Below are 22984 nucleotides of genomic sequence, written 5' to 3' on the forward strand. Positions count from 1 at the left end.
CTACCTCAGTTTCAGGGTGGCAAGGCCAACCAGCACAAGAATCACGGTGATGATCCAGAAACGGACGATCACCCGCGGCTCAGGCCAGCCCTTGAGTTCAAAGTGGTGATGAATCGGCGCCATGCGAAACACACGGCGGCCAGTCAACTTGAAGGACGCAACCTGGATCACCACCGACAGGGTCTCCATCACGAACACACCGCCCATGATGAACAGGACGATTTCCTGGCGCACGATCACGGCGATGGTGCCCAGGGCCGCACCCAGCGCCAGGGCGCCGACGTCACCCATGAACACTTGGGCCGGATAGGTGTTGAACCACAGGAAGCCCAGGCCGGCACCGATCAGCGCGCCGCAGAACACAATCAATTCACCGGCGCCCGGTACATAAGGGATCAGCAGGTATTCAGCGAATTTCACGTTACCCGACAGGTAGCAGAAGATGCCCAGGGCACCGCCCACCATCACCGTCGGCATGATCGCCAGGCCATCGAGGCCATCAGTCAGGTTGACCGCGTTGCTGGAGCCGACGATCACAAAGTAGGTCAGCACCACGAAACCAATGCCCAACGGGATGCTGGCATCCTTGAGCATCGGGAAAATCAGGGTGGTTTCCACCGCGCTCGGCGCTGTCATATAAAGGAAGATCGCCGCGCCCAGGCCGAACACCGACTGCCAGAAATATTTCCAGCGGCTTGGCAGGCCCTTGGAGTTCTTCTCGATCACCTTGCGATAGTCATCGACCCAGCCGATGGCGCCGAACAAGAGGGTTACCAGCAACACCACCCACACGTAGCGGTTGGCCAGGTCGGCCCAGAGCAAGGTGCTGATGCCGATGGACGACAGGATCAACGCGCCGCCCATGGTCGGTGTGCCGGACTTGGACAAGTGCGACTGCGGGCCGTCATTGCGCACGGACTGGCCGATCTGCAGGTTTTGCAGGGTACGGATCATCCATGGCCCGAGAAACAGCGACAAACACAGCGCGGTCAGCACACCCAGGATCCCGCGCAGGGTCAGGTACTGAAAGACCGCGAAGCCTTTGTGGAACTGTTGCAGATACTCAGCCAGCAGCAGCAGCATTAATGTTTCTCCGTACTTGAGCCACACAAGGCCGCGACGACGTTTTCCATCACCGCGCTGCGCGATCCCTTGATCAAAATGGTTGTGTGTTTGTCTTGTTCGGCCATACCCAGCGCCTGGATCAATTCGGCCTGGGTCGCGAAATGCCGCGCGCCTGCGCCGAACGCGGCGACGGCGTGGGCCATGTTCGGGCCGACGGCGTAGAGCGCGTCGACTTTACCGCCGGCGTAGGCGCCGACTTCACGATGGGACTGTTCGGCCCAGTCGCCCAGTTCGGCGATATCGCCCAGCACCAGGACCTTGCGACCGTCAAAGCCCTTGAGCAGGTCAATGGCAGCACAGACCGAGGACTGGTTGGCGTTGTACGTGTCATCAATCACGCGCATGCCGTTGGTCGCCAACTGCGCCACGGTGCGGCCCTTGACCGGCTGCACGGCGCCAAGGCCGGTGGCGATGCCGAACAGCGACACGCCCAGGGCGTAGGCGGCAGCCGCAGCGGCCAAGGCGTTGGCAACGTTATGGTTGCCCAGCAGGTTCAGTTGCACAGGCTCGTCACCTTGCGGGCTGTGCAAGGTGAAAGCCGGGCAGCCACGGGCATCGAGCGTGATGTTCGAGGCATGGAAGTCAGCCGCAGCGTTGTGCACGGCGAAGCTCAGGACCTTGCGCCCGGCGGCACGTACACGCCAGGTTTCGAAGGCTTTGTCATCGAGGTTCAGTACGGCAACGCCGCAAGCGTCCAGGCCCTCAAGGATTTCACCCTTGGCCTGGACGATCTTCTCAGGGCCACCAAACTCGCCGACATGGGCGGTACCCGCGTTGTTGATAATGGCGACGTGCGGCCGGGTCATAGCCACGGTGTAGGCAATTTCGCCAATGCGCGACGCGCCCAACTCGATGACCGCCGCCGTGTGTTCCGGGGCCAGTTCGAGCAGCGTCAGCGGTGCGCCAAAATCGTTGTTGAGGTTGCCACGGGTGGCAAGCACCGGCCCGCGCGTGCGCAGGATGCCAGCGAGCAATTCCTTGACCGTGGTTTTGCCGCTGGAACCTGTGATCGCCGCAACCGGGTTGGTAAACGCTGCACGGTTAAGGGCTCCCAGTTGACCAAGGGCCAGGCGAGTGTCAGCCACCAGCAACTGCGGCAGTGTCGAGTCAGCGACTTCACGCTGTACCAAGGCGCCGACGGCACCTTTGTCAGCTACTTCGTTCAGGTAGTCGTGCCCGTCGAAACGCGGCCCGGCCAGCGCAACGAACAACTGCCCCGGCTTTATGTTGCGACTATCGATGCTGACGCCGTCAAAGCTGCAATCGCTCGACAGGACGCGGGCCGCCAGGGCCTGGGTCAGCTCGCTGAATTTCATGGCCTTAAGCATGGGCAACCTCCCATTCAGTCAAGGCGTGATCGGCCTCGACCAGATCGGAAAAAGCGTGGCGCTCGCCGTTGATTTCCTGGTAGTCCTCATGGCCTTTACCGGCCAGGACCACCACGTCGTCTGCGCTGGCGCTGGCGATCAATTGGGCAATGGCAGCACCGCGACCGGCAACAAAGGTCACTTGGGAGGCGTCTTTGAAGCCTGCACGAATATCATCGAAAATCTGGCTCGGGGCTTCGCTGCGCGGGTTGTCGTCGGTGACCAGCACGCCATCAGCCAGGCGTTCGACGATCTCGGCCATCAGCGGGCGTTTGCCGCGATCACGGTCGCCGCCGCAGCCGAACAGGCACAGCAACTTGCCCTTGGCATGCGGGCGCAGGGCCTCGAGCACTTTTTCCAGGGCATCGGGGGTGTGGGCGTAATCAACCACCACCAGCGGTTGCGTCCCGCCACCCAGGCGCTGCATGCGCCCGGCCGGGCCTTCGAGCTTGGGCAACACGCGCAGGATTTCGTCCAGGGCGTAATCCAGGCCCAGCAAGGCGCCGATGGCTGCGAGGACGTTGCTCAGGTTGAAGCGGCCCAGCAAGGTGCTGCGCAAGTGGTGCTCGCCCTGGGGCGTGACCAGCGTTGCGAGCACGCCTTCATCATTGAACTGTGCTTCGCGGCAATACAGGTAGGCGCTGGAGTCTTCCAGGCTGTAGCTGATCAGGCGCGCTTCGCTTTTTTCTGCGGCCAGCTGGCGACCGAATGCATCGTCCAGGTTCACCACCCGGCACTTGAGGTCATTCCAGCCGAACAGCTTGGCCTTGGCGGCAGCGTAGGCCTCCATGCTGCCGTGGTAATCCAGGTGGTCGCGGGACAGGTTGGTCATCACCGCCACGTCGAACGCCAGCGCGGTCACCCGGCCCTGATCCAGGCCGTGGGACGAGACTTCCATGGCGACGGCCTTGGCCCCGGCCTTTTTCAGGTCGGCCAGGGTCGCCTGCACGGCAATCGGATTCGGCGTGGTATGCAGGCCGCTTTGCAGCGCGCCGTAGAAACCGGTGCCCAGGGTCCCGACGATGCCGCAGTGCTGACCCAGCAGGTCCAGCGCCTGGGCCACCAGTTGGGTGACGCTGGTCTTGCCGTTGGTGCCAGTGACACCAATCAGGTTGAGCTGGCGGCTCGGGTCGCCATAAAAACGCCCGGCGATATCCGACAACTGCGCCGCCAGGCCCTTGACCGGGATCAGCGGCACATCGGTGATTGGCAGGACGGTGGCGCCTTCAACTTCATAGGCCACCGCTGCCGCACCGCGCTGCAAGGCGTCGGCAATATGAGCACGGCCATCGAGTTTGCAACCCGGCACGGCCAGGAACAGGTCACCGGCACGTACATTGCGGCTGTCCAGGCTCAGTTCGCGAATCAACAGATCGCGGCCAGCGTGGGCGAAAATCTTGTTCAGGCTAAGAGACATCAGCCGCGCCCTCCATTGGCTTTTACCGCAGCGGCCGGTGGTCCGGCGTTGGCTTGTTGGGTCGGCGGCAGGTTGTCCGGCGTGATGTTCATCAAGCGCAGGGTGCCGGACATGACTTTGCTGAATACCGGTGCCGAGACCAGGCCACCGAAGTAGCCGGCCTTGCTCGGTTCATCGATGACGACAACGATGGCGTAGCGCGGATCGCTCATCGGGCCGAAGCCAGCGAACAGCGAACGGTAGGAGTTTTCGGCATAACCCTTGGTGCCCACCGACGTCTTGCGCGCGGTACCGGATTTGCCGGCCACGTGATAGGCCGGGACCTGGGCACGGAACACACCACGCGGCGCCTCGATCACCTGTTGCAGCATGGTCTGCATGGTCTTGGCGACGCTTTCCGGGATGACCTGTTCGGATTTCGGCGCTTCGTCCACGTGGATCAAGCTCAACGGCGTCATGCGGCCATTGTTGGCCAGCACGGAGAAGGCATGGGCCAATTGGATCGCGGTCACCGACAGGCCGTAGCCGTAGGAGAGGGTCGCCGTCTCGGCCTTGCGCCATTCACGGTAGTTGGGCAGGTTGCCGACGCGCTCGCCCGGGAAGTCCAGGCCAGTGGGCTGGCCCAGGCCGATCTTCTGCGCCAGGTGGTAGATGGTCTCGCCGCCGATATCAAAGGCGACTTTACTCATGCCGACGTTACTGGAGTTGATCAGGATGCCGGTCAGGTCCAGCACCGGCCCTTCGCTGCGGGATACGTCGCGGATGGTGTACTTGCCCAGTTGCAGGGTGCCGGGATAAACCTCGACCTTGTCGGTCGGCTTCCAGCGCCCGGATTCCAGGGCCGCACTCATGGAGATGGCTTTCATGGTCGAACCCGGCTCGAACACGTCGATCATCGCGCGGTTGCGCATCATCGCCGGTTGCAGGTTGCGACGGTTGTTGGGGTTGTAGGTCGGCTGGTTGACCATCGCGAGGATCTCGCCGGTCTTCACGTCCATGATCACCAGGCTGCCGGCCTTGGCACCGTTCTCGATGATGGCGTTGCGCAGCTCGCGGTTGGCCAGGTATTGCAGGCGCAGGTCAATCGACAACGCCAAGGGCTTACCGGCCTTGGCGTTTTTGGTGACCTGGACATCCTTGATCAGTCTGCCGCGACGATCCTTGATGACCTGTCGTTTGCCGGGAACCCCGGCCAGCCACTCGTCGTAGGCAAGTTCCACCCCTTCGCGGCCATGATCATCAATGTCGGTGAAGCCAACCATATGGGCAGTGGTTTCACCGGCCGGGTAGAAACGTCGGAATTCCTCGATGCCATAGACACCGGGGATTTTCAGGTCGAGCACACCTTGACCCTGTTCAGGGGTGAGGCCGCGAACCAGATAGATGAATTCTTTATTGGCCTGGGCCTCAAGACGCTCCTTGAGGGCCTTGGGATCCTGGCCGAGGGCATGGGCCAGCTCGGTCCATTTGTCCTTGGCGACTTGCAGTTCCTTGGCGTTGGCCCACAGGGTGGTAACCGGGGTACTGACAGCCAGGGGCTCACCGTTACGGTCGGTGATCAGGCCGCGGTGCGCAGGAATCGGGATGTGCCGCAGGCTACGGGCGTCGCCCTGGCCGATCAGGAAGTCGCGGTCTACCACTTGCAGGTCAATGATGCGCCAGGCAATCGCGCCCACCATCAATGCGAGCAAGCCCAGCACGACGCGGAAGCGCCACGGGTAGAGAGCGCCTTCAAGTTTCATCATGGCGCCACCATGCGGACTTCTGCTGCGCCAGGAATATGCATCTTCAGTTGCTCAGCGGCGAGCACTTCGATGCGGCTGTGGGCCGTCCAGGTGCTCTGCTCCAGGATCAACCGACCCCATTCCGCCTGCGCCTTGTCACGCACGCTCAATTCGCCGTACAGGCTATTGAGCAACTGACGATTCCAGTGGGCGCTGTAGGACACCGCTATCGCGGACACCAGCACGCCGACATACAGCAGCATCATAAAGAAGCTGCCGCCCGGAAGGGGCTTGGCGAAAAGCTTGCTCACCGCAGCTTCTCCGCAACGCGCATGACGGCGCTGCGAGCACGTGGGTTGGCCTTGAGTTCGGCTTCGGAAGCGAACTGCGCTTTGCCATGGATTTTGATTTTCGGCACAAAGGCTTCGAAACGTACCGGCAGGTTGCGCGGCAGGTTATCGGTTTCGCCCTTGACCAGACGACGCATGAACAGTTTGACGATGCGGTCTTCCAGGGAGTGGAAGCTGATCACTACGAGACGACCGCCCACTTCCAGGGACTCCAGGACAGCCTCGAGGCCAGCCTCCAGGTCACCCAGTTCGTTGTTGACGTGAATGCGCAGGCCCTGGAACGCGCGGGTTGCCGGGTTCTTGCCCTTTTCCCACGCCGGGTTGGCGACTTTCAGTACTTCAGCCAGGTCGGCGGTGCGTTCGAACGGCTGGATTTCCCGGCGCTCGACCACGGCACGGGCCATGCGGCCGGCGAAACGTTCTTCGCCATATTCCTTGAATACACGGGTGATTTCTTCGTGGGGTGCGGTGGCGATGAACTGCGCGGCACTGATGCCACGGCTCGGGTCCATGCGCATGTCCAGCGGGCCGTCGTTCATGAAGCTGAAGCCGCGCTCAGGGTCGTCCAGCTGCGGCGAGGACACGCCCAGGTCCAGCAAAACCCCGGCCACCTTGCCCGCCATGCCGCGTTCGGCGACTTCTGCGCCCAGCTCGGCAAAGCTGCGCTGCACAACGACAAAGCGGCCGTCTTCGGCCGCTAGCGCTTGCCCGGTGGCAATCGCCTGGGGATCCTTGTCGAACCCGAGGAGTTTGCCCTCCGGACCGAGCTGGCTGAGGATCAACCGGCTGTGCCCCCCGCGCCCAAACGTGCCATCCAGATAGCAGCCATCAGGGCGCACGGCGAGAGCCTCGACGGCTTCGTCAAGCAGCACGGTGATGTGGTTAAAGCCGCTATCAATAGTCACAGGATCAAATCACGCAGTTCATCAGGCATGGCGCCCGGTTGTTGAATAGCAGCCAGGTCAGCTGCAGAAACAGCATCCCAGGCATCTTCGTCCCACAATTGGAACTTGTTCAGTTGGCCTACCAGCATCGCGCGCTTATCCAGCTTGGCGTATTCGCGCAGACGCGGCGGAACCAGGAAACGACCACTGCCATCGAGTTCGAGGTCGACGGCATTACCAATCAGCAAACGTTGCAGACGGCGGTTTTCTTCACGTAACGAAGGCAGAGCGCGCAACTTGGTTTCAATCAACTCCCACTCATCGAGGGGGTAAACACACAAACATGGATCAACGGCATCAATCGTGATGATTAACTGGCCTGAACTCCGCGAAATGAGCTCGTCACGATACCGGCTCGGCATGGCGAGACGGCCTTTTGCATCGAGACTTATAGCGTTAGCTCCGCGAAACACAGATGCGTTTCTCCAAATTTTAGCGTTTTACGTTCAAAAAACCCACTTTGTGCCACTTTCCGCCACTTGCGCACACTATAGGAATGCGCCCACCACACCGTCAAGGCGCGGATTAAAGGAAAAGCCTTACAGAACGGAGATTTAGGAGCGCAAAAGGAGGAGAAACGAGAGTTCGGTGATGTTTTTGACTCAACAACCCCAAATAGCTCAAAGAGCTAGAGCTTGAACTTAAAGTAATTTATTAAGAGTAAGATTTTTTCGGTATTACGAAGACGCATCTGCCAATGATTTGGCAGGGAGGGATTCTTGCGTTACTACCTGGTTTCTGCCCGAGACTCGCGCAGAAGGAAAAAGGTGGAGAGTCGATCTATAAGCCGGGTTCTGTCTTGAACAGTCATTCGTCTACGATGGCCATCACTGGACATCTTTAGCAACCTACCCGGTTCCAGCGCGGGCCACGCCTTGGAACCCTATTTGGTCTTGCTCCAAGTGGGGTTTACCTAGCCACGAACTGTTGCCAGTCGTGCGGTGCGCTCTTACCGCACCTTTTCACCCTTACCGGCACCGAAGTGCTTAGGCGGTTATTTTCTGTGGCACTTTCCGTAGGCTCACGCCCCCCAGGCATTACCTGGCACTTCGCCCTATGGAGCCCGGACTTTCCTCCCCCCCCTAATTTTCATAGAGGGCAGCGACTGTCCAATCGACTCTCCGCCGCGAAGGTTAACGGCACGGCGGCCTTAGAACAAGTATTAAAAGACAGCATTGCCATCATGTTCCGACGTCGTGCACGTTAAACCCAGGAACTATTCGCTCTTTTGCTTATCAAGCGCGGCCTGATACAACACGTTCTTGCGCACTCCGGTTATTTCCGCCGCCAGGGCCGCGGCACGCTTGAGCGGCATCTCCTTGAGCAACAGGTCCAGCACGCGCATGGCTTCGCTACCCACCGCGTCTTCGCTTTGCGGTGCAGTCCAACCCGCAACCAGTACCACGCACTCGCCACGCTGCTGATTGCTGTCACCCTCGACAAAGGCGCGCAACGCTTCCAGAGGCAGGCCCTTGAGGGTTTCAAAGGTCTTGGTCAGTTCCCGCGCCAGCAGCGCCAGGCGCTCGCCACCGAAGACCAGTTCCATGTCTTGCAGGCACTCAAGGATACGGTGCGGTGCTTCGTAGAAGATCAGGGTGCGCGGCTCTTCCTTCAATAACTCCAGGCGCGCCCGCCGCCCCACGGCCTTGGCCGGCAGGAAACCTTCGAAGATAAAGCGGTCGGACGGCAGGCCCGCCGCCGACAACGCGGCAATCAACGCGCACGCACCGGGAACCGGGACTACATTGATACCAGCGGCACGTGCCTGGCGCACCAGGTGGTAGCCAGGGTCGGAGATCAGCGGCGTACCAGCGTCGGAAATCAACGCCACGTCGTCGCCCGCAAGCAGGCGGGTAATAAAGCGGCTGCCTTCGTCGCGCTCGTTATGTTCATGGCAGGCGGCCAATGGCGTGGCAATACCAAAGTGCTGCATCAAGCGCAGGGAGTGCCGGGTGTCTTCGGCAGCAATCAATTTGACGTCACGCAACACTTTCAGCGCCCGTGCACTGATGTCGTCCAGGTTGCCAATGGGCGTCGCCACCACAAAAAGCGAGCCAGCAGTGGAATTCAAAGGACCTGGAGCAGTCAAAGCGCACACCTCGAAGATTGGCAAAAGCCATATTGTAGCGCGTAGACGTCAAGAAAATGCGCCGACAAGGTTGCGTCCAGAAGGTCTGTTTGCGGCGGTTACCGACGCCCTGCAACATTTAAACGATCTAAATAGACGGTTTCACGCCACTAACATCGCGCCCCGGCCAGTGCTTGGGTACAATTCCACGCTAATTTGATCGGTATCAGGAACACTTACATGATCGCTTGCCTGCGGCTGTTCTCTGCCCTTTGCCTGGCTGCCCTGTTGGCGGCTTGCGCAAGCTCGCCCTCGTCAAGCCTTGGCGAACTCCCACGGACCCCGGATGCCACCATCGAGCAACTGCTCGAACAGGCGACTTCGGCCAAGACCCCGGAAAAAGCTGCACTGCTGCGCCTGAGCGCGGCAGACATGGCCTTTCACCAGAACAACCCCGGCCGCTCTGCGCAGATCCTTGCGCAAGTGCCACTGGACAGCCTCAAGCCGGCCGCCCAGGTCTTTGCCAGCACCCTCACGGCAGAACTGGCCATGACCCGCAACCAGCCGAAGGCTGCGTTGACGGCGCTGGGCCATCCAAGCCTGCAAAACCTCAAGGAATTGCCGCCGGAGCAACAGATCCGCACTGGCACCGTGCATGCTCGCGCCTATGAAGCCGACGGCCAGACCCTGGCCGCCGCCCGTGAACGCGTAGCCATGGCGCCGCTACTCACCGGCGATGCCGCCGCCAGCAACCACGACGCCATCTGGAGCCTGATTGCCGCCGTGCCTGGCGAGCAGTTGCAAGCCAGTGGCAACCCGACTCTCGATGGCTGGATCACCCTGGCGCAGGCCGTGAAAAACGCCGGCACCCTGGAGCAGCAGCAAGCCGCCATCGACACCTGGCGCGCGCAGAACCCTGCGCACCCGGCTGCGGTGCAACTGCCGACGCCGCTGACCAAGCTCAAGGAGCTGGCCAGCCAGCCGCTGAATAAAATCGCCCTGCTGCTACCACAGCAAGGTCCGCTGGCCAGCGTGGCCAAGGCCCTGCGCGAAGGTTTCATGGCTGCTCACTACCAGGCGCAACAGGCCGGGCAGAAGCCGCCGGTCATCGAGGTTTATGACAGCTCGCGCGTCAGCTCCATCGATGAGTTCTACAAGCAGGCCCAGGCTGACGGCGTGCAATTGGTTGTCGGCCCGCTGGAAAAACCGCTGGTCAAGCAACTCAGCGCCCGCCCGCAATTGCCTATCACCACCCTGGCCCTGAACTACAGCGAAGGCGACCAAGGCTCGGCCCAACTGTTCCAGTTCGGCCTCGCGGCCGAGGACGAAGCCCGTGAAGTGTCGCGCCGCGCCCGCGCTGACGGCCTGCACCGCGCCGCTGCCATGGTGCCCAAAGGCGAATGGGGCGAACGCGTGTTCAAGGCCTTCCGCCAGGACTGGGAAGCCAACGGCGGCACCCTGATCGGCGTCGAATATGTCGACCAGCCGGTGGCCCTGGCCCAGCAAATCGCCGACCTGTTCAAGCTGCGCCAGAGCGAAGGTCGCGCCAAGAGCCTGCAAAGCACGGTTGGCGCTGACGTCGCGGCACAGCCATCGCGTCGCCAGGATATCGAGTTCATCTTCCTCGCTGTGACACCGCAACAGGCCCAGCAGATCAAGCCGACGCTGAACTTCCAGTACGCGGGTGATGTGCCGGTGTACGCCACGTCCCACGTGTTCAGCGCCAGCGGCGACAAGAACCAGTACAACGACATGAACGGCATTATGTTCTGCGAGACGCCGTGGCTGCTCAACACCACCGACCCGCTGCGCAACCAGGTCGCTACACAATGGCCACAAGCCAATGGCAGCCTGGGCCGCCTGTACGCGATGGGTGTTGATGCCTACCGCCTGGCACCGCGCCTGGGTCAGCTCAAGGCGCTGCCTGATACCCGTATCGAAGGTCTTTCCGGCAACCTGGGCATGAGCCCGAGCCAGCGGATCGAACGCCAGATGCCGTGGGCCAAGTTTGTCAGTGGCCAGATCGAACGCCTGCCCGATACCCCGCGCTGATGCCCCCACGCTCCAGCGCACAAAGCGGCAAGGACGCCGAACAACAAGCACTTGAACACCTGCAGCAACAGGGTCTGCGCCTACTGGCGCAGAACTGGTTGTGTAAACGCGGCGAGCTTGATCTGGTCATGCTTGACGGCGATACAGTAGTATTTGTCGAAGTCCGCTACAGAAAATACGCACAATGGGGTGGCGCACTCGCCAGTATCGACGAGCGCAAACGCCAAAAGCTGATACTCGCCGCGCAGTTTTTCCTGCTCAGTGAACGTCGCTGGGCCGACTCACCCTGCCGTTTCGATGTGGTCGCCATAGAAAGCACCGCCCACGGAACCGCTGATCTGAACTGGCTGCGCAACGCCTTCGATGGTTGAGCGCCACCGCTACGGATCGGACATCTTCACCGCACACTTTTGCTCTTTGCTTTGCGGGCTGCACATTCGTGTGCCATACAGCCGCGCTACTTAAGGTCACACAGATGGACATGCAATCCCGAATTCGCCAGCTTTTCCAGGCCAGTATCGATACCAAGCAACAGGCGATGGACGTACTTGCACCGCACATCGAGCAAGCCAGCCAGGTCATGGTCAACGCCCTGCTCAACGAAGGCAAAATGCTTTCGTGCGGCAACGGTGGTTCGGCCGGCGACGCCCAGCATTTCTCTTCGGAGCTGCTCAACCGCTTTGAGCGCGAGCGCCCGAGCTTGCCGGCGATCGCACTGACCACCGACTCGTCGACGATCACCTCGATCGCCAACGACTACAGCTACAACGAAATCTTTTCCAAACAAATCCGTGCCCTCGGCCAACCGGGCGATGTGCTGCTGGCTATTTCAACCAGCGGCAACTCGGCGAACATTATTCAAGCGATCCAGGCCGCACATGATCGCGAAATGATTGTCGTAGCATTGACCGGGCGCGACGGCGGCGGCATGGCCTCGCTGCTATTGCCTGAAGACGTGGAAATCCGCGTCCCGGCCAATGTCACTGCACGTATTCAGGAAGTCCATCTGCTGACGATCCACTGCCTGTGCGATCTGATCGACAGCCAACTGTTCGGGAGTGAAGAATGACCGTTAACCGCCTCAGCCTTATGGCCATCACGCTGTGCCTCGCTATCAGCGGCTGCACCTCGGCCATTACTGCCACCCGCGACACACCGATCCAGGACGACCGGGGCACACGCACCTTTGGCAGCAAGATCGATGACTCGCTGATCGAAACCAAGGTCGGCGTCAACGTGGCCAAGGCCGCGCCCGACCTGGGCAACGGTGCATCGCGCATTGTCGTGACCAGCTTCAACGGCATCGTGCTGCTCGCCGGGCAAACCCCGCGCGCCGACCTCAAGACCCAGGCTGAACAAGCCGCCTCGACCGTACAACGGGTCAAGAAGGTCCACAACGAATTACAGGTCGCACAACCCATCACCCTGCTGGCTATCAGCAACGATGCGGTGCTGACCACCAAGATCAAGGCGCAGATGCTGACCGACAGCGCGATTCCCGGCTCTCGGATCAAGGTCGTGACCGACAACGGCATCGTCTACCTGATGGGCCTGTTGACCCAGCAGGAGGCCACCCGCGCTACCAACCTGGTACAGGGTGTGTCCGGAGTACAGAAAATCGTGAAGCTGTTCGAATACATCGACTGATGTAATCACCAGCCACAAAAAAGGGCGCCGTGCATTGACTGCACGGCGCCCTTTTTATTGGTATTTGGTTACTGGTACTGCTGGTACGGATTGCCCTGGAACTGGTTGTTCTGCTGCTGTTGCTGCGCCGGCTGGCCATACTGCTGGCCGGGAATCGGACCGAGGTTGACCTCCACGCGACGGTTCTGCGCGCGACCATTGACGTCGGCGTTGCTGGCAATCGGGTTATCCGGGCCGGCACCACGGGTGGTCAGGTTGGTCGGGCTGACACCTTGGGAGGTCAGGTAATTGGCCACGCTTTGCGCACGACGCTGGGACAGGTCCATATTGAGCTGGCGGCTGCCGGTGCTGTCGGTATAACCGACGATCTGGATGGTGTTCTGATTGAACTGCTTGAGCGAACCGGCCAGGTTATTCAGTGGGGTATAGAAGCTGCTGGCGATAGCATCGGAGTTGGTGGCAAACGTGATGTTACCCGGCATGATCAACTTGATCTGATCACCCTGGCGCTGCACCTCAACGCCGGTGTTGGCCATGCTTTCGCGCAGTTTCTTTTCCTGCTGGTCAGCGTAATAGCCATAACCCGCAGCACCGATACCCGCCACTGCTGCGCCGATCAGCGCGCCCTTGCCACGGTTGTTATGGTCAATGGCCGCACCGGCCAGCGCACCCGCCAGCGCGCCGAGGCCGCCGTACTTGGCGGTTTTGCTCATGCCTTGTGAACCGTTGTCCGCCTGTCCCTGGCTGCCATCGTAAGGATTAGGGGAAGCACAGCCCGACAATAGGGCTACCGCGGTAGCAACAACAAGCAGACGACGCGAAGTGAACATGAAGGAAGCTCCTACTTTTGCATTCTGTGATGCAGAGGACATTGGCAATGGACCTGTGCCGAGTTTGGAACGCGACAAACGGCAAAAATTCCATGACCGGCCTCTGTCCTGTAACAAAAGATGGAGGCCGGTGCAGCTACCTAAACCCTAGCAGAGCCTCGCGATTTCACGCCCTGACGAACGGATTCTCACGCATTTCATCCCCCAGGCGTGTATCCGGGCCATGCCCCGTCACCACGGTCGCGTCTTCGTCCAGGGTATACAGGCGCTGCTGGATCGAACGCACGATGGTTGCCTGGTCGCCACCCCACAAATCCGTACGCCCTACCCCGCGCCGGAACAGCGTATCCCCGGCGATCAGCAGCTTGGCATCGGCAAACCAGAAACTCATGGAACCCGGCGTATGCCCAGGCGTATGCAAAGCCACGCCACAGCCACAGGCCAACTCCTCATCATCGGCCAGCCAACGATCCGGCGACGGCACCGGGGTGTAGGGCACACCGAACATCTGGCACTGCATTTCCAGGTTATCCCACAGGAACTGATCTTCCTTGTGCAGGTGCAGCGTGGCGCCGGTCTTTTCTTTCAATTGGCCGGAAGCCAGGAAGTGATCCAGGTGCGCGTGGGTATGAATGATGCTCACCACCTTCAAGCCCAGCGCATCCAGGCGTGCCAGGATCAGCTCATGGTTGCCGCCCGGATCGACCACGATCGCCTTCTTGCTGATCGGGTCGCCGATGATCGTGCAGTTGCACTGCAACGGGCCGACGGGAAAGGTTTCGCGGATCAGTCGGGGAGTTGTCGCGTGCATAAGGAATCCCTTCTAGCTGTTGGCCCGTGCGGCGTGCAGTTTCTTGTAGCTGTCGATCAACCGCAGGTGTCGGTCCAGGCCTTCGAGCTTCATGCTGGTCGGCGTCAAGCCATGGAACCGCACGCTGCCCTGCACCGAACCGATGGCCGCATCCATGCGCTCGTTGCCAAACATCCGGCGGAAGTTGGCCTCGTAGTCTTCCAACTCCAGGTCTTCGTCCAGTTGCATCTCCAGCACCGCATTCACCGCCTGGTAGAACAGGCCGCGCTCGACGGTGTTGTCGTTGTATTGCAGGAACATCTCTACCGCCTCTTTCGCCTCTTCATACTGCTGCAGGGCGAGATAGATCAACAGCTTCAACTCCAGGATGGTCAACTGGCCCCATGCGGTGTTGTCGTCGAACTCGATACCGATCAGCGTGGTGATATCGGTGTAGTCATCCAGCTCGCTTTCCACCAGGCGCTCGACCAGCGCTTGCAGGCCTTCCTCATCCAGGCTGTGCAAGTTCAGGATATCGGCGCGGAAGAACAACGCCTTGTTGGTGTTATCCCAGATCAGGTCGTCAACCGGATAGATTTCCGAATAGTCCGGCACCAGGATGCGGCAGGCCTTGGCGCCGATATGCTCGTAGACCGCCATATAGACCTGCTTGCCCATGCCTTCGAGAATGCCGAACAACGTGGCGGCCTCTTCGGCGTTGGAGTCTTCGCCCTGGCCGGAGAAGTCCCATTCCACGAATTCGTAATCGGACTTGGCACTGAAGAAGCGCCACGACACCACGCCACTGGAGTCGATGAAGTGTTCGACAAAGTTGTTCGGCTCGGTGACCGCATGACCTTCGAAGGTCGGCTGCGGCAAGTCGTTCAGGCCTTCGAAACTGCGGCCCTGGAGCAGCTCGGTCAAGCTGCGCTCCAGCGCCACTTCCAGGCTTGGGTGGGCACCGAACGAGGCAAACACCCCACCGGTACGCGGGTTCATCAGGGTCACGCACATCACCGGGAATTCGCCGCCCAGGGAGGCGTCCTTGACCAGCACCGGGAACCCCTGTTCTTCCAGGGCCTGGATACCGGCGAGGATGCCCGGGTATTTGGCCAGCACGTGGGCCGGGACATCCGGCAGGGCGAATTCGCCTTCGATGATTTCGCGTTTCACCGCGCGCTCGAAGATCTCCGACAGGCACTGCACCTGGGCTTCGGCCAGGGTGTTACCGGCACTCATGCCGTTGCTCAGGTACAGGTTTTCGATCAGGTTGGAGGGGAAATACACCACCTCGCCGTCCGACTGACGCACGAACGGCAGCGAGACGATGCCACGCTCCTCGTTGCCGGAGTTGGTGTCGATCAGGTGCGAACCACGCAATTCGCCATCGCGGTTGTAGATCTTCAGGCAGTACTCGTCGAGGATCTCAGGCGGCAGCGCATCTTTGCGGCCCGGCTTGAACCAGCGCTCGTCCGGGTAATGCACAAACGCCGCGTTGGCGATGTCTTCGCCCCAGAATTGGTCGTTGTAGAAGAAGTTGCAGTTCAGGCGTTCGATAAACTCGCCCAGGGCCGACGCCAGTGCGCCTTCCTTGGTCGCGCCCTTGCCGTTGGTAAAGCACATCGGCGAATGGGCATCGCGGATATGCAGCGACCAGACATTGGGCACGATATTGCGCCACGAGGCGATTTCAATCTTCATGCCCAGGCCCGCCAGAATCGCCGACATGTTGGCGATGGTCTGCTCCAGCGGCAGGTCCTTGCCTGCGATATAGGTGCCCGCGTCTGAAGCAGAAGCCGGCATCAACAATGCCTGGGCGTCGGCGTCGAGGTTTTCCACCTCTTCGATGACAAACTCAGGCCCGGCCTGGACCACCTTCTTGACCGTGCAGCGGTCAATGGAGCGCAGGATGCCTTGGCGATCCTTATCGGAAATATCCGCGGGCAACTCGACCTGAATCTTGAAGATCTGGTTGTAGCGGTTTTCCGGGTCGACAATATTGTTCTGCGACAGGCGGATGTTGTCCGTGGGGATATTGCGCGTGCTGCAGTACAACTTCACAAAGTAAGCCGCGCACAACGCCGACGAAGCCAGGAAGTAGTCGAACGGACCGGGGGCCGAGCCATCGCCCTTGTAGCGAATCGGCTGGTCGGCCACCACGGTGAAGTCATCGAACTTGGCTTCAAGCCGGAGGTTGTCGAGAAAATTGACCTTGATTTCCATGCGGGATTACCAGAATAGCGGAGCAAACGAATTGGCCGCCATTATCCGGCTTTTGCAGCGCAAGTCTCCCCCTTACCCCAACAACCCCATCTCCTGTGCCCGCGCGACCGCCTGAGTGCGGCGCTCGACCCCCAGTTTGCTGTTGATATGACTGGCGTGGGTCTTGACGGTGTGCAGCGAGATAAACAGCTGGTTGCTGATTTCCTGGTTGGAGCACCCTTGGGCGATCAACTGCAGCACCGCCAACTCACGGGCGCTCAAGGTTTCGCTGGAGTGGCTGGTTTCGACCGGCTCACGCGGGGCAACCGCCGGCAGCAGGGCCCACAGGTTTTGCCGTAGCAAGTCACGCGGCGCCTGGAGTTGCTCGCGCATCCACTCGGGATAACGCTCCAACAGGCGCTGGAAGGGTTGCAACGCGCCGCCGCTCGCCATTTGCAGAGCCCGGGCAAAAACCGGCCGGGCTGACGCAGCCTGGCCATCATCCAGCAACAACAGGGTGTGCTGGTTCAGAGCCATCACCGCGATCATCTGCTGGCCCTTGCCTTCAGCCTGCCGGGCGAGCGCATCGAGCCGACGCAGGGCGCTTTCGGAATGTCCTCGAATGGCCTCCAGGGCCGCCTGTTGCAATTCGATATGTTGCGGCAGATGTGGATGAAACTCCGGGGCCGCCGCTGCCTGGTCGCCGTTATAGGTCTGCCCCAGGCGTACCAGCCAGGCATCGGCCAGGTCAGTACGGCCCTGGGCCAGCCACAACTCGCATTTGATCAGGGTAATCATGGCCAGGTAGTAAATCGGCGGCACATCCCAGATATGCATCAGCCGCTCGGCTTCGGCCAGTTCGGCAAAGGCCTTGGGGAAGTCGCCACGGCGCCCCTCAAGGTTGGCGATGACACAGTGGCCGATCAGCACGCTGATATCCCGGCAGGCGCGGGCCTCGGCAAGCCCCGCGCGCAGGCGCAACAGGCCGGCTTCGGGCTGGCAACGCATCAACAACAGGAACCCTTCGTACAGCGCAAGCCGCGCGCGCACCGCATACAGGCGCTGGGACGCCAGGCCCTGCAAACGTTGCAAGCCGTCACGCACTTCCTCCAGGGAACGCAGGATTTCCCCACGCGCCTGCAGCACCCGCGCCCGGTCGTAATGGGCCAGGGCCTCGAACAGCGGGTTGCCGACGCGTTGCGCCAGCTCCAGGGATTCGCGATTCAAGCCCCGCGCGCGCCACAGGTCGGCATCGACGATGGCCAGGTTCGACAAGGTCGACAGGCACATCAAGCGCTGGCCGTAACGCTTGTGCGGCAGGCTTTCCAGGGCTTCGCTGCAATACAACTGGGTCAACTCGCGATTGCCGCGCCCCCGGGCAATGATGCCGCTGAGCGCCAGCCATTGGGCAAGCATCGACTTCTGCGCCGTGGCGGACGGTGCCGGCAAGAACCGGCTGAGATGGCTGGACAATTCCTCTGCGGCGTCCAACTGACAGGCCAGCCCCAGCGCCCAGCTGTAGAGCACGATCAGGCGTGGCGTGCTGATCAACAGGCTGTCGGGCAAGTCCATCTTCCAGCGCAGGAGCATGCCGACGTTCTGTTCGGCCAGCAGTTGCTCTTCGGAGAGGTTCTGCACCAGGTTCGCCGCTACATCCAGATGCCCCGCGCGCAGCGCCTGTTCGACCGCCTCATCGAGCAAGCCCTGGGCATTGAACCAGCGACAAGCGCGCAAGTGCAGGCTGGCGGCCGGCAGCATCGCGTTCGGTGAGCGCCGGGTGCGCAGCAAATCGGAAAACAGGTGGTGATAGCGATACCAGTGGCCCTGCTCGTCCAGCGGCACCAGGAACACTTGGTGGGCTTGCAGGTAACGCAGGATCTCCGCACTGTCATGGGCCTCGCGCACGGCGTCGCACAGCTCGCTGCAAAAACGCTCCTGGGAAGCGGTGTCGTAGAGGAAGGCCTGGACCTCCGGCGGCAGGCAGTCGATCACCTCTTCCAGCAGATAGTCACGGATCAGCCCTTCCCCACCATGCAGGCCTTGGGGCAGGTCGGCCTCGCTGCCGGCTTCGGAGGCCGCCAGCAACCAAAAACGCAGGCCGGCAACCCAGCCTTCGCTACGGCGGATCAGGTTGTCCAGTGCCTCACCGCGCAACGAGCTGCTATGGCGGTCGAGCAAGGCCAGGGATTCATCGTTGGTCAGGCGCAGGTCCTGTTCGTGCAACTCCAGCAAATGCCGGGACAAACGCAACCGCGCCAGATGCCAATCGGGACGCTGGCGGCTGGTGACCAGCACCAACAAGCCATCGGGCAAATGATTGAGAAAAAACTGCAGGCAGCGATCCAGCACCGGGCCCTGGGCCAGGTGATAGTCATCCAGCACCAGCAACAAGGGCGCGCGGGTGGAAAGGCAGACGGTTAGTTCATCGAGCAGGCCATCGAGCCACTCTTCAAAGGCAAACGGTTGATGGCGCTGGCGCATTTTCAACAGGCCCAGGGCCTGGTTGCCTACCTGCGGGAAATACTGTTGCAGACCTTCCAGCAGACGCTCAAGGAAACGTCCCGGATCACTGTCCCGCGAACTGAGACCCAGCCACAGGCTTTGCCAGTGATCGGGCAGGCTTTGGCAAAACTCCACCGCCAGCGAGCTTTTGCCAAACCCGGCTGGCGCGCTGACTAGCAGCAAACGGCCATCCAGGCCCGCGCTCAAACGCTCGCACAGGCGCGGGCGCAGCACATAGCCATCAGGCAGCGGGGGTCGATAGAAGCGCCCTTCCAGCGTGGGGATTACCGCACTGGCAGGCCCTTGGATTCGGGACAGATCAGTCATCGCCGGGCTCTTGTAGTAGGCTGTGGTCGGCATTGCAGATGTCGGCAGACTAGCGTTAAAAGCAGCAGCTTTGTAGATCTTTGCAACATTTGTCTGAAAAAGACTACAACAAGAAATAACCAGCGATGTTCAGGCCCCCCAAACAAATGTAGGAGCTGGCTTGCCTGCGATGGCATCGCCTCGGTATGTCAGATAGACCGAGGTGATGCCATCGCTGGCAAGCCAGCTCCTACAGAGGCCAACGTGTTTACTGCACGTTAGCGAACACCCTCTTGGCGCAGGGCTGCCGGGGTGAAGTCTTTGGTAGTGGCCGTAAAGCCGAAGTCATAGGCCTTCTTCTCTTCGTTCTTCATGCCCAGTGCCAGGTAACGGCCGGACTGCAGGTCGTAGAGGGTTTCGAGGGCGTACCACGGCACTTGCTTGTCGTAGTAGTTCTCGCCATGGGCTTCGGCCACGCGCCACAGTTGGCCACGACCGTCGTAGTGGTCGATCACGGCTGCTTGCCAGGTGTCTTCGTCGATATAGAAGTCACGTTTGGCGTAGATATGACGCTGGCCTTCCTTCAGGGTCGCGACCACGTGCCAGACGCGGCGCAGTTCATAACGTGCCAGGTCCTGGTTGATGTGGCCGGCCTTGATGATGTCGGCGTACTTGAGCTTCGGATCGTCGAGCTTGTAGCTGTTGGAGGCGATGTAGATTTCCTTCTTGCCTTCCAGCTTCCAGTCGTAACGATCCGGCGCGCCGTTGTACATGTCGAGGTTGTCGGAGGTCCGCAGGCCATCGGCAGCGGTACCCGGCCCGTCATAGGACACTTGCGGTGCACGACGCACACGGCGCTGGCCGGCGTTGTAGACCCATGCCGCGCGTGGCTCCTTCACCTGGTCCAGGGTCTCGTGTACCAGCAATACGCCACCGGCCAGACGCGCCGGTGCAGTCACTTGCTGCTTGAAGTAGAACAGGATGTTGCCCGGATTGGCCGGATCGTAGTCCTTCATCTTGTCGCGGAACACGAACTGATCCTGGAAGTACACCAGGCTGTACGAGCCGTTGGCCTGCGGCGTGGCCTGGGTCACCAGGCGCGTCACGCTGCCGCCGCGATAACGGGTGATGTGGTTCCAGATCACCTCGACCCCGCTTTTAGGGATCGGGAACGGAATCGCAGTCTCGAAGTTTTCCAGGCCGTTACCGCCACCTACCAGGTTGGTGCTGGTGGCGTTTTTCTTGATGGAGGCGAACACTTCGGCCGGCACTGTGGCGCCGCGATGGGTGGTGTACACCGGCATCTTGAAGGTTTCGGGGTAGCGCTTGAACATCGCGTACTGCCCCGGCGCCAGCTTGTCTTTGTACTGCTCGACGTTCTGCGCGGTGATGGTGAACTGCGGTTGCTCGCTGGCATAGGGGTTGGCCAGGAAGCCCTTGGCATCCACGGCGCCGGCGTTGGTTGGCAGGGCTTTCCAGGCAGGGATGGTGCCGGCAGCGTTGCCGGCCATTTCCGCGCCCATCGGGGTCAGCGTGGTGCCCAGCTTGGCGGCTTCATCCGCCGAGACGGCCGCCATGACGCTGCTGGCCATGATCGACAGTCCCAGCACACCCACGTGCAACAGACTTTTGGTTATTTTCATGTTCTGGTCTTCCTGAAATGCAGTGTGCTTAGAAGTTCGCGCCGAAACTCAGGGCCACGAAATCGCGGTCAACCGAGGTGTTGTAGTCGCCACCAAAGAAGTTGGTGTAGGCCAGGCTCGCGGTGTAGGTGTTCTGGTATTCCGCGTCCAGCCCCAGGCTCACCGCTTTGCGACCTTCTTCGAAGTTGCCGCCAGGACCTGGCGAGTAACCGTTCACGTCATGGGACCACGCCACGTTAGGCTTGAGGTTCACACCAGCGAAGACATCCGGGTATTCCCAGATCGCACGACCGCGGTAGCCCCAGGAAGTGGCGGTGGTGAAGCCGTCGTTGTTGCAATTGGCGGTACGGTTGCTGGCATCGGTGCCAGGCCCGGCGCCGGCGATGGTGCCGGAGTTAAGCGTTGCACAGAGGGCGCCTTGCCCTGGGCCATACACCGGGTCACGTCCGTAACGCGCTTTGTTACTGCTTTCCAGGCCACCGACATGGGTCACACCCACTTCACCGACCAACGTCAAGCGACTTGCTCCCATCACTTGATCGAAGAAGTGCGTGAAGGTCGTCTGGAACTGGGTAACTTCCTTACGCCGGTAGCCGTTCAGATCCTGGTCAGCAGAGCCTTTGAGTGGCGAAGCCGCCCCCAGGCCCAACAGCGGTGTTACGCCCGCATACAGAATATCGGTGGTATTGAGTTGCACCGGCGCATTCGGCCGATAGCTCAACTCACCGCTCCATGCGGTCCCTGTCGCCAGCGTGGTGGAGAAGCTCAAGCCATACAGCCGGATGTCCTCCGGGTACTCGACAAAGTAGCTGGAGTTGCCGGCCACAATCAGAGGACGCAACTGACTGGCACCGGGCACAGTCGTCAACGCGTTAGCGGCCGCGTAGGTCGCCGCAGAGGCGCCCCGGGCGCTGAAAATCGGCGCGCGGCTGTGATAGTTCATGAAGTAAGCACCGAACTCAGTGTCCAGCGGCTCAAAGTTGTAGTGCATGGCCACGCCGAACTGACCGCTGTCGCGTGCATCGCGATCAGGGCCACGCTTGACCAGTACACCCTCTTCATTGATGTTCACGCCAAACGCGTTCATCAACGGCAAGCCACCGCCCGCCGCGACCACTGAACGCTTGCTGAGCAAGCGCAAGTTGTCGCTGCAGCCGTCGGCAATCACATCGGGCTGGGAGAAGAATGTGCCGCAGTTGTCGGTGATCGTCTGGTCCCATTCCAATTGATAGAAGGCTTCTGCCGACAGGTTATCGGTCAAGGATTGCGACACGTAGAACATGTTGACCGGAATCAGGCCTTCCTTGATTTCGGCGCCCGGACGACGGAACGCAGACACGTCGATCGGGTTGACGGAGTTGATACCGCCGCCGATGAAAGTACTTTCACCCCAGCTCACGACTTGCTTACCGAACCGCACCGAACCCGGCGCATCGGCAATTGAGTAGTTGTGGTAGATGAACGCATCGAGGATCTGCCCGCCAGAAGACTTGGCGCCCTCTTTGCGGTTGTGATCGCTGATGTCCTTGAACTCGCGGCTCTCATCCTTGAGTTCAAAGTCATACCAATACTTGCCACGCACAAACACACCGGTATCGCCGTACTTCAGCTCCAGGTCATGGATACCCTTGAAAATCTTCGAGAACGTCTCCCCACGCTTGAAGTTCAAGTGACCGTCATCGGAGGTCTGCGACAGGCCCTTGCCACCGTTGTTGACACCAATCAGGTCGCGATCGGGCTTGGCCGTGCTCCAGCTGGCCCCCACCGACAGGGATGAGTCGAAGCTGCCTTCGACTTCACCGATGTTGAAACTGACGCCGAATGCGGGCCCGGCGAGGGTCGAGGCAAGACTGACCGCCAGGGGCAATCTCGCCCGGCGCCAGAACTGATTTACTGAGGTCATCGACGCTACTCCATGTGCATTTTATTGTTATGGCAGTGAGCCTTTTCAAACACGCTTGTAACGGCCGGAATACAACGATTCCAATGCCAGACAGCCGCCGTACCACCCAGGACC

18 protein-coding genes and 1 other RNA gene are annotated in these 22984 nt (G+C 60.7%); 4 read left to right on the plus strand and 15 right to left on the minus strand.

Annotated features, from left to right (window positions below; all coding sequences use genetic code 11):
• The 9 genes from mraY to rsmI all read right to left on the minus strand — a co-directional run bounded on the left by mraY (position 1) and on the right by rsmI (position 9016).
• A complete protein-coding gene (gene mraY, locus GDV60_RS22325; protein WP_029297824.1) occupies positions 1-1083 on the minus strand; it encodes a phospho-N-acetylmuramoyl-pentapeptide-transferase in 1083 nt (360 codons plus the stop codon).
• Positions 1083-2453: a UDP-N-acetylmuramoyl-tripeptide--D-alanyl-D-alanine ligase gene (gene murF / locus GDV60_RS22330; protein WP_159908791.1), complete on the minus strand. Its 1371-nt coding sequence runs from the start codon at positions 2451-2453 to the stop codon at positions 1083-1085. The genes mraY and murF overlap by 1 nt, the downstream gene beginning before the upstream one ends.
• Positions 2446-3909 carry a UDP-N-acetylmuramoyl-L-alanyl-D-glutamate--2,6-diaminopimelate ligase gene (locus GDV60_RS22335; RefSeq protein WP_159908793.1) on the minus strand — a complete coding sequence of 488 codons (1464 nt, stop codon included), beginning with the start codon at positions 3907-3909 and terminating at the stop codon, positions 2446-2448. The genes murF and GDV60_RS22335 overlap by 8 nt, the downstream gene beginning before the upstream one ends.
• Complete coding sequence (locus tag GDV60_RS22340; RefSeq protein ID WP_166647860.1) at positions 3909-5651, minus strand: penicillin-binding protein 2; 1743 nt, start codon at positions 5649-5651, stop codon at positions 3909-3911. Before GDV60_RS22340 ends, GDV60_RS22335 begins: the two co-directional genes overlap by 1 nt.
• Positions 5651-5944 carry a cell division protein FtsL gene (gene ftsL, locus GDV60_RS22345; RefSeq protein ID WP_029297818.1) on the minus strand — a complete coding sequence of 98 codons (294 nt, stop codon included), beginning with the start codon at positions 5942-5944 and terminating at the stop codon, positions 5651-5653. Before ftsL ends, GDV60_RS22340 begins: the two co-directional genes overlap by 1 nt.
• Positions 5941-6888: a 16S rRNA (cytosine(1402)-N(4))-methyltransferase RsmH gene (gene rsmH / locus GDV60_RS22350; protein WP_371923796.1), complete on the minus strand. Its 948-nt coding sequence runs from the start codon at positions 6886-6888 to the stop codon at positions 5941-5943. Before rsmH ends, ftsL begins: the two co-directional genes overlap by 4 nt.
• Positions 6885-7340, minus strand: coding sequence for a division/cell wall cluster transcriptional repressor MraZ (gene mraZ, locus GDV60_RS22355; RefSeq protein WP_003171868.1), 456 nt, complete (start codon positions 7338-7340; stop codon positions 6885-6887). Before mraZ ends, rsmH begins: the two co-directional genes overlap by 4 nt.
• Before the next feature lie 354 nt (positions 7341-7694).
• An RNA gene (gene rnpB / locus GDV60_RS22360) (RNase P RNA component class A) lies at positions 7695-8048 on the minus strand.
• A gap of 95 nt (positions 8049-8143) precedes the next feature.
• Positions 8144-9016, minus strand: coding sequence for a 16S rRNA (cytidine(1402)-2'-O)-methyltransferase (gene rsmI, locus GDV60_RS22365; RefSeq protein ID WP_029297815.1), 873 nt, complete (start codon positions 9014-9016; stop codon positions 8144-8146).
• A gap of 219 nt (positions 9017-9235) precedes the next feature.
• On the opposite strand from rsmI, the gene GDV60_RS22370 reads away from it, so the two are divergent.
• The 4 genes from GDV60_RS22370 (at position 9236) to GDV60_RS22385 (ending at position 12694) form a co-directional block, all read left to right on the plus strand.
• Complete coding sequence (locus GDV60_RS22370; RefSeq protein ID WP_104910895.1) at positions 9236-11047, plus strand: penicillin-binding protein activator; 1812 nt, start codon at positions 9236-9238, stop codon at positions 11045-11047.
• On the plus strand, positions 11047-11418 hold the full coding sequence (locus GDV60_RS22375; RefSeq protein ID WP_029297812.1) for a YraN family protein: 372 nt from the start codon (positions 11047-11049) through the stop codon (positions 11416-11418). Before GDV60_RS22370 ends, GDV60_RS22375 begins: the two co-directional genes overlap by 1 nt.
• Positions 11419-11522: 104 nt before the next feature.
• Entirely contained in the window at positions 11523-12116 is a 594-nt protein-coding gene (locus tag GDV60_RS22380) for a phosphoheptose isomerase (protein WP_003171862.1), read from the plus strand.
• The gene (locus tag GDV60_RS22385; RefSeq protein WP_029297811.1) at positions 12113-12694 is read left to right on the plus strand and encodes a BON domain-containing protein; all 582 of its coding nucleotides are present in this window, start codon (positions 12113-12115) and stop codon (positions 12692-12694) included. The genes GDV60_RS22380 and GDV60_RS22385 overlap by 4 nt, the downstream gene beginning before the upstream one ends.
• 68 nt (positions 12695-12762) lie before the next feature.
• Here GDV60_RS22385 and GDV60_RS22390 read toward each other — a convergent pair whose 3' ends face one another.
• The 6 genes from GDV60_RS22390 to GDV60_RS22415 form a co-directional block, all read right to left on the minus strand.
• Positions 12763-13524, minus strand: coding sequence for an OmpA family protein (locus GDV60_RS22390; RefSeq protein ID WP_029297808.1), 762 nt, complete (start codon positions 13522-13524; stop codon positions 12763-12765).
• A 166-nt stretch (positions 13525-13690) separates the two neighbouring features.
• Positions 13691-14335, minus strand: a complete 645-nt coding sequence (locus GDV60_RS22395; RefSeq protein ID WP_029297806.1) for an MBL fold metallo-hydrolase — start codon at positions 14333-14335, stop codon at positions 13691-13693.
• Positions 14336-14347: 12 nt separating this feature from the next.
• Positions 14348-16537, minus strand: coding sequence for an OsmC domain/YcaO domain-containing protein (locus GDV60_RS22400; protein WP_029297804.1), 2190 nt, complete (start codon positions 16535-16537; stop codon positions 14348-14350).
• A 72-nt stretch (positions 16538-16609) separates the two neighbouring features.
• Positions 16610-19345 (minus strand): LuxR C-terminal-related transcriptional regulator, encoded by a 2736-nt coding sequence (locus GDV60_RS22405; protein WP_159908795.1) that lies wholly within the window; start codon positions 19343-19345, stop codon positions 16610-16612.
• A gap of 257 nt (positions 19346-19602) precedes the next feature.
• Positions 19603-20967 (minus strand): DUF1329 domain-containing protein, encoded by a 1365-nt coding sequence (locus GDV60_RS22410; RefSeq protein WP_029297800.1) that lies wholly within the window; start codon positions 20965-20967, stop codon positions 19603-19605.
• A 28-nt stretch (positions 20968-20995) separates the two neighbouring features.
• Complete coding sequence (locus tag GDV60_RS22415) at positions 20996-22870, minus strand: DUF1302 domain-containing protein (RefSeq protein ID WP_092238225.1); 1875 nt, start codon at positions 22868-22870, stop codon at positions 20996-20998.
• Positions 22871-22984: the final 114 nt, after the last annotated feature.

The organism is Pseudomonas sp. DTU12.1, assembly GCF_009873475.1.
In the GTDB taxonomy this organism is placed as follows: Bacteria; Pseudomonadota; Gammaproteobacteria; order Pseudomonadales; family Pseudomonadaceae; genus Aquipseudomonas; species Aquipseudomonas proteolytica.

Bases quoted from the DNA above. Each gene is read 5' to 3' on its own strand.
- mraY (WP_029297824.1), bottom strand. From the start codon at position 1,083: ATGCTGCTGCTGCTGGCTGAGTATCTGCAACAGTTCCACAAAGGCTTC.
- murF (WP_159908791.1), bottom strand. From the start codon at position 2,453: ATGCTTAAGGCCATGAAATTCAGCGAGCTGACCCAGGCCCTGGCGGCC.
- GDV60_RS22335 (WP_159908793.1), bottom strand. From the start codon at position 3,909: ATGTCTCTTAGCCTGAACAAGATTTTCGCCCACGCTGGCCGCGATCTG.
- GDV60_RS22340 (WP_166647860.1), bottom strand. From the start codon at position 5,651: ATGAAACTTGAAGGCGCTCTCTACCCGTGGCGCTTCCGCGTCGTGCTG.
- GDV60_RS22370 (WP_104910895.1), top strand. From the start codon at position 9,236: ATGATCGCTTGCCTGCGGCTGTTCTCTGCCCTTTGCCTGGCTGCCCTG.
- GDV60_RS22375 (WP_029297812.1), top strand. From the start codon at position 11,047: ATGCCCCCACGCTCCAGCGCACAAAGCGGCAAGGACGCCGAACAACAA.
- GDV60_RS22380 (WP_003171862.1), top strand. From the start codon at position 11,523: ATGGACATGCAATCCCGAATTCGCCAGCTTTTCCAGGCCAGTATCGAT.
- GDV60_RS22385 (WP_029297811.1), top strand. From the start codon at position 12,113: ATGACCGTTAACCGCCTCAGCCTTATGGCCATCACGCTGTGCCTCGCT.
- GDV60_RS22390 (WP_029297808.1), bottom strand. From the start codon at position 13,524: ATGTTCACTTCGCGTCGTCTGCTTGTTGTTGCTACCGCGGTAGCCCTA.
- GDV60_RS22395 (WP_029297806.1), bottom strand. From the start codon at position 14,335: ATGCACGCGACAACTCCCCGACTGATCCGCGAAACCTTTCCCGTCGGC.
- GDV60_RS22400 (WP_029297804.1), bottom strand. From the start codon at position 16,537: ATGGAAATCAAGGTCAATTTTCTCGACAACCTCCGGCTTGAAGCCAAG.
- GDV60_RS22405 (WP_159908795.1), bottom strand. From the start codon at position 19,345: ATGACTGATCTGTCCCGAATCCAAGGGCCTGCCAGTGCGGTAATCCCC.
- GDV60_RS22410 (WP_029297800.1), bottom strand. From the start codon at position 20,967: ATGAAAATAACCAAAAGTCTGTTGCACGTGGGTGTGCTGGGACTGTCG.
- GDV60_RS22415 (WP_092238225.1), bottom strand. From the start codon at position 22,870: ATGACCTCAGTAAATCAGTTCTGGCGCCGGGCGAGATTGCCCCTGGCG.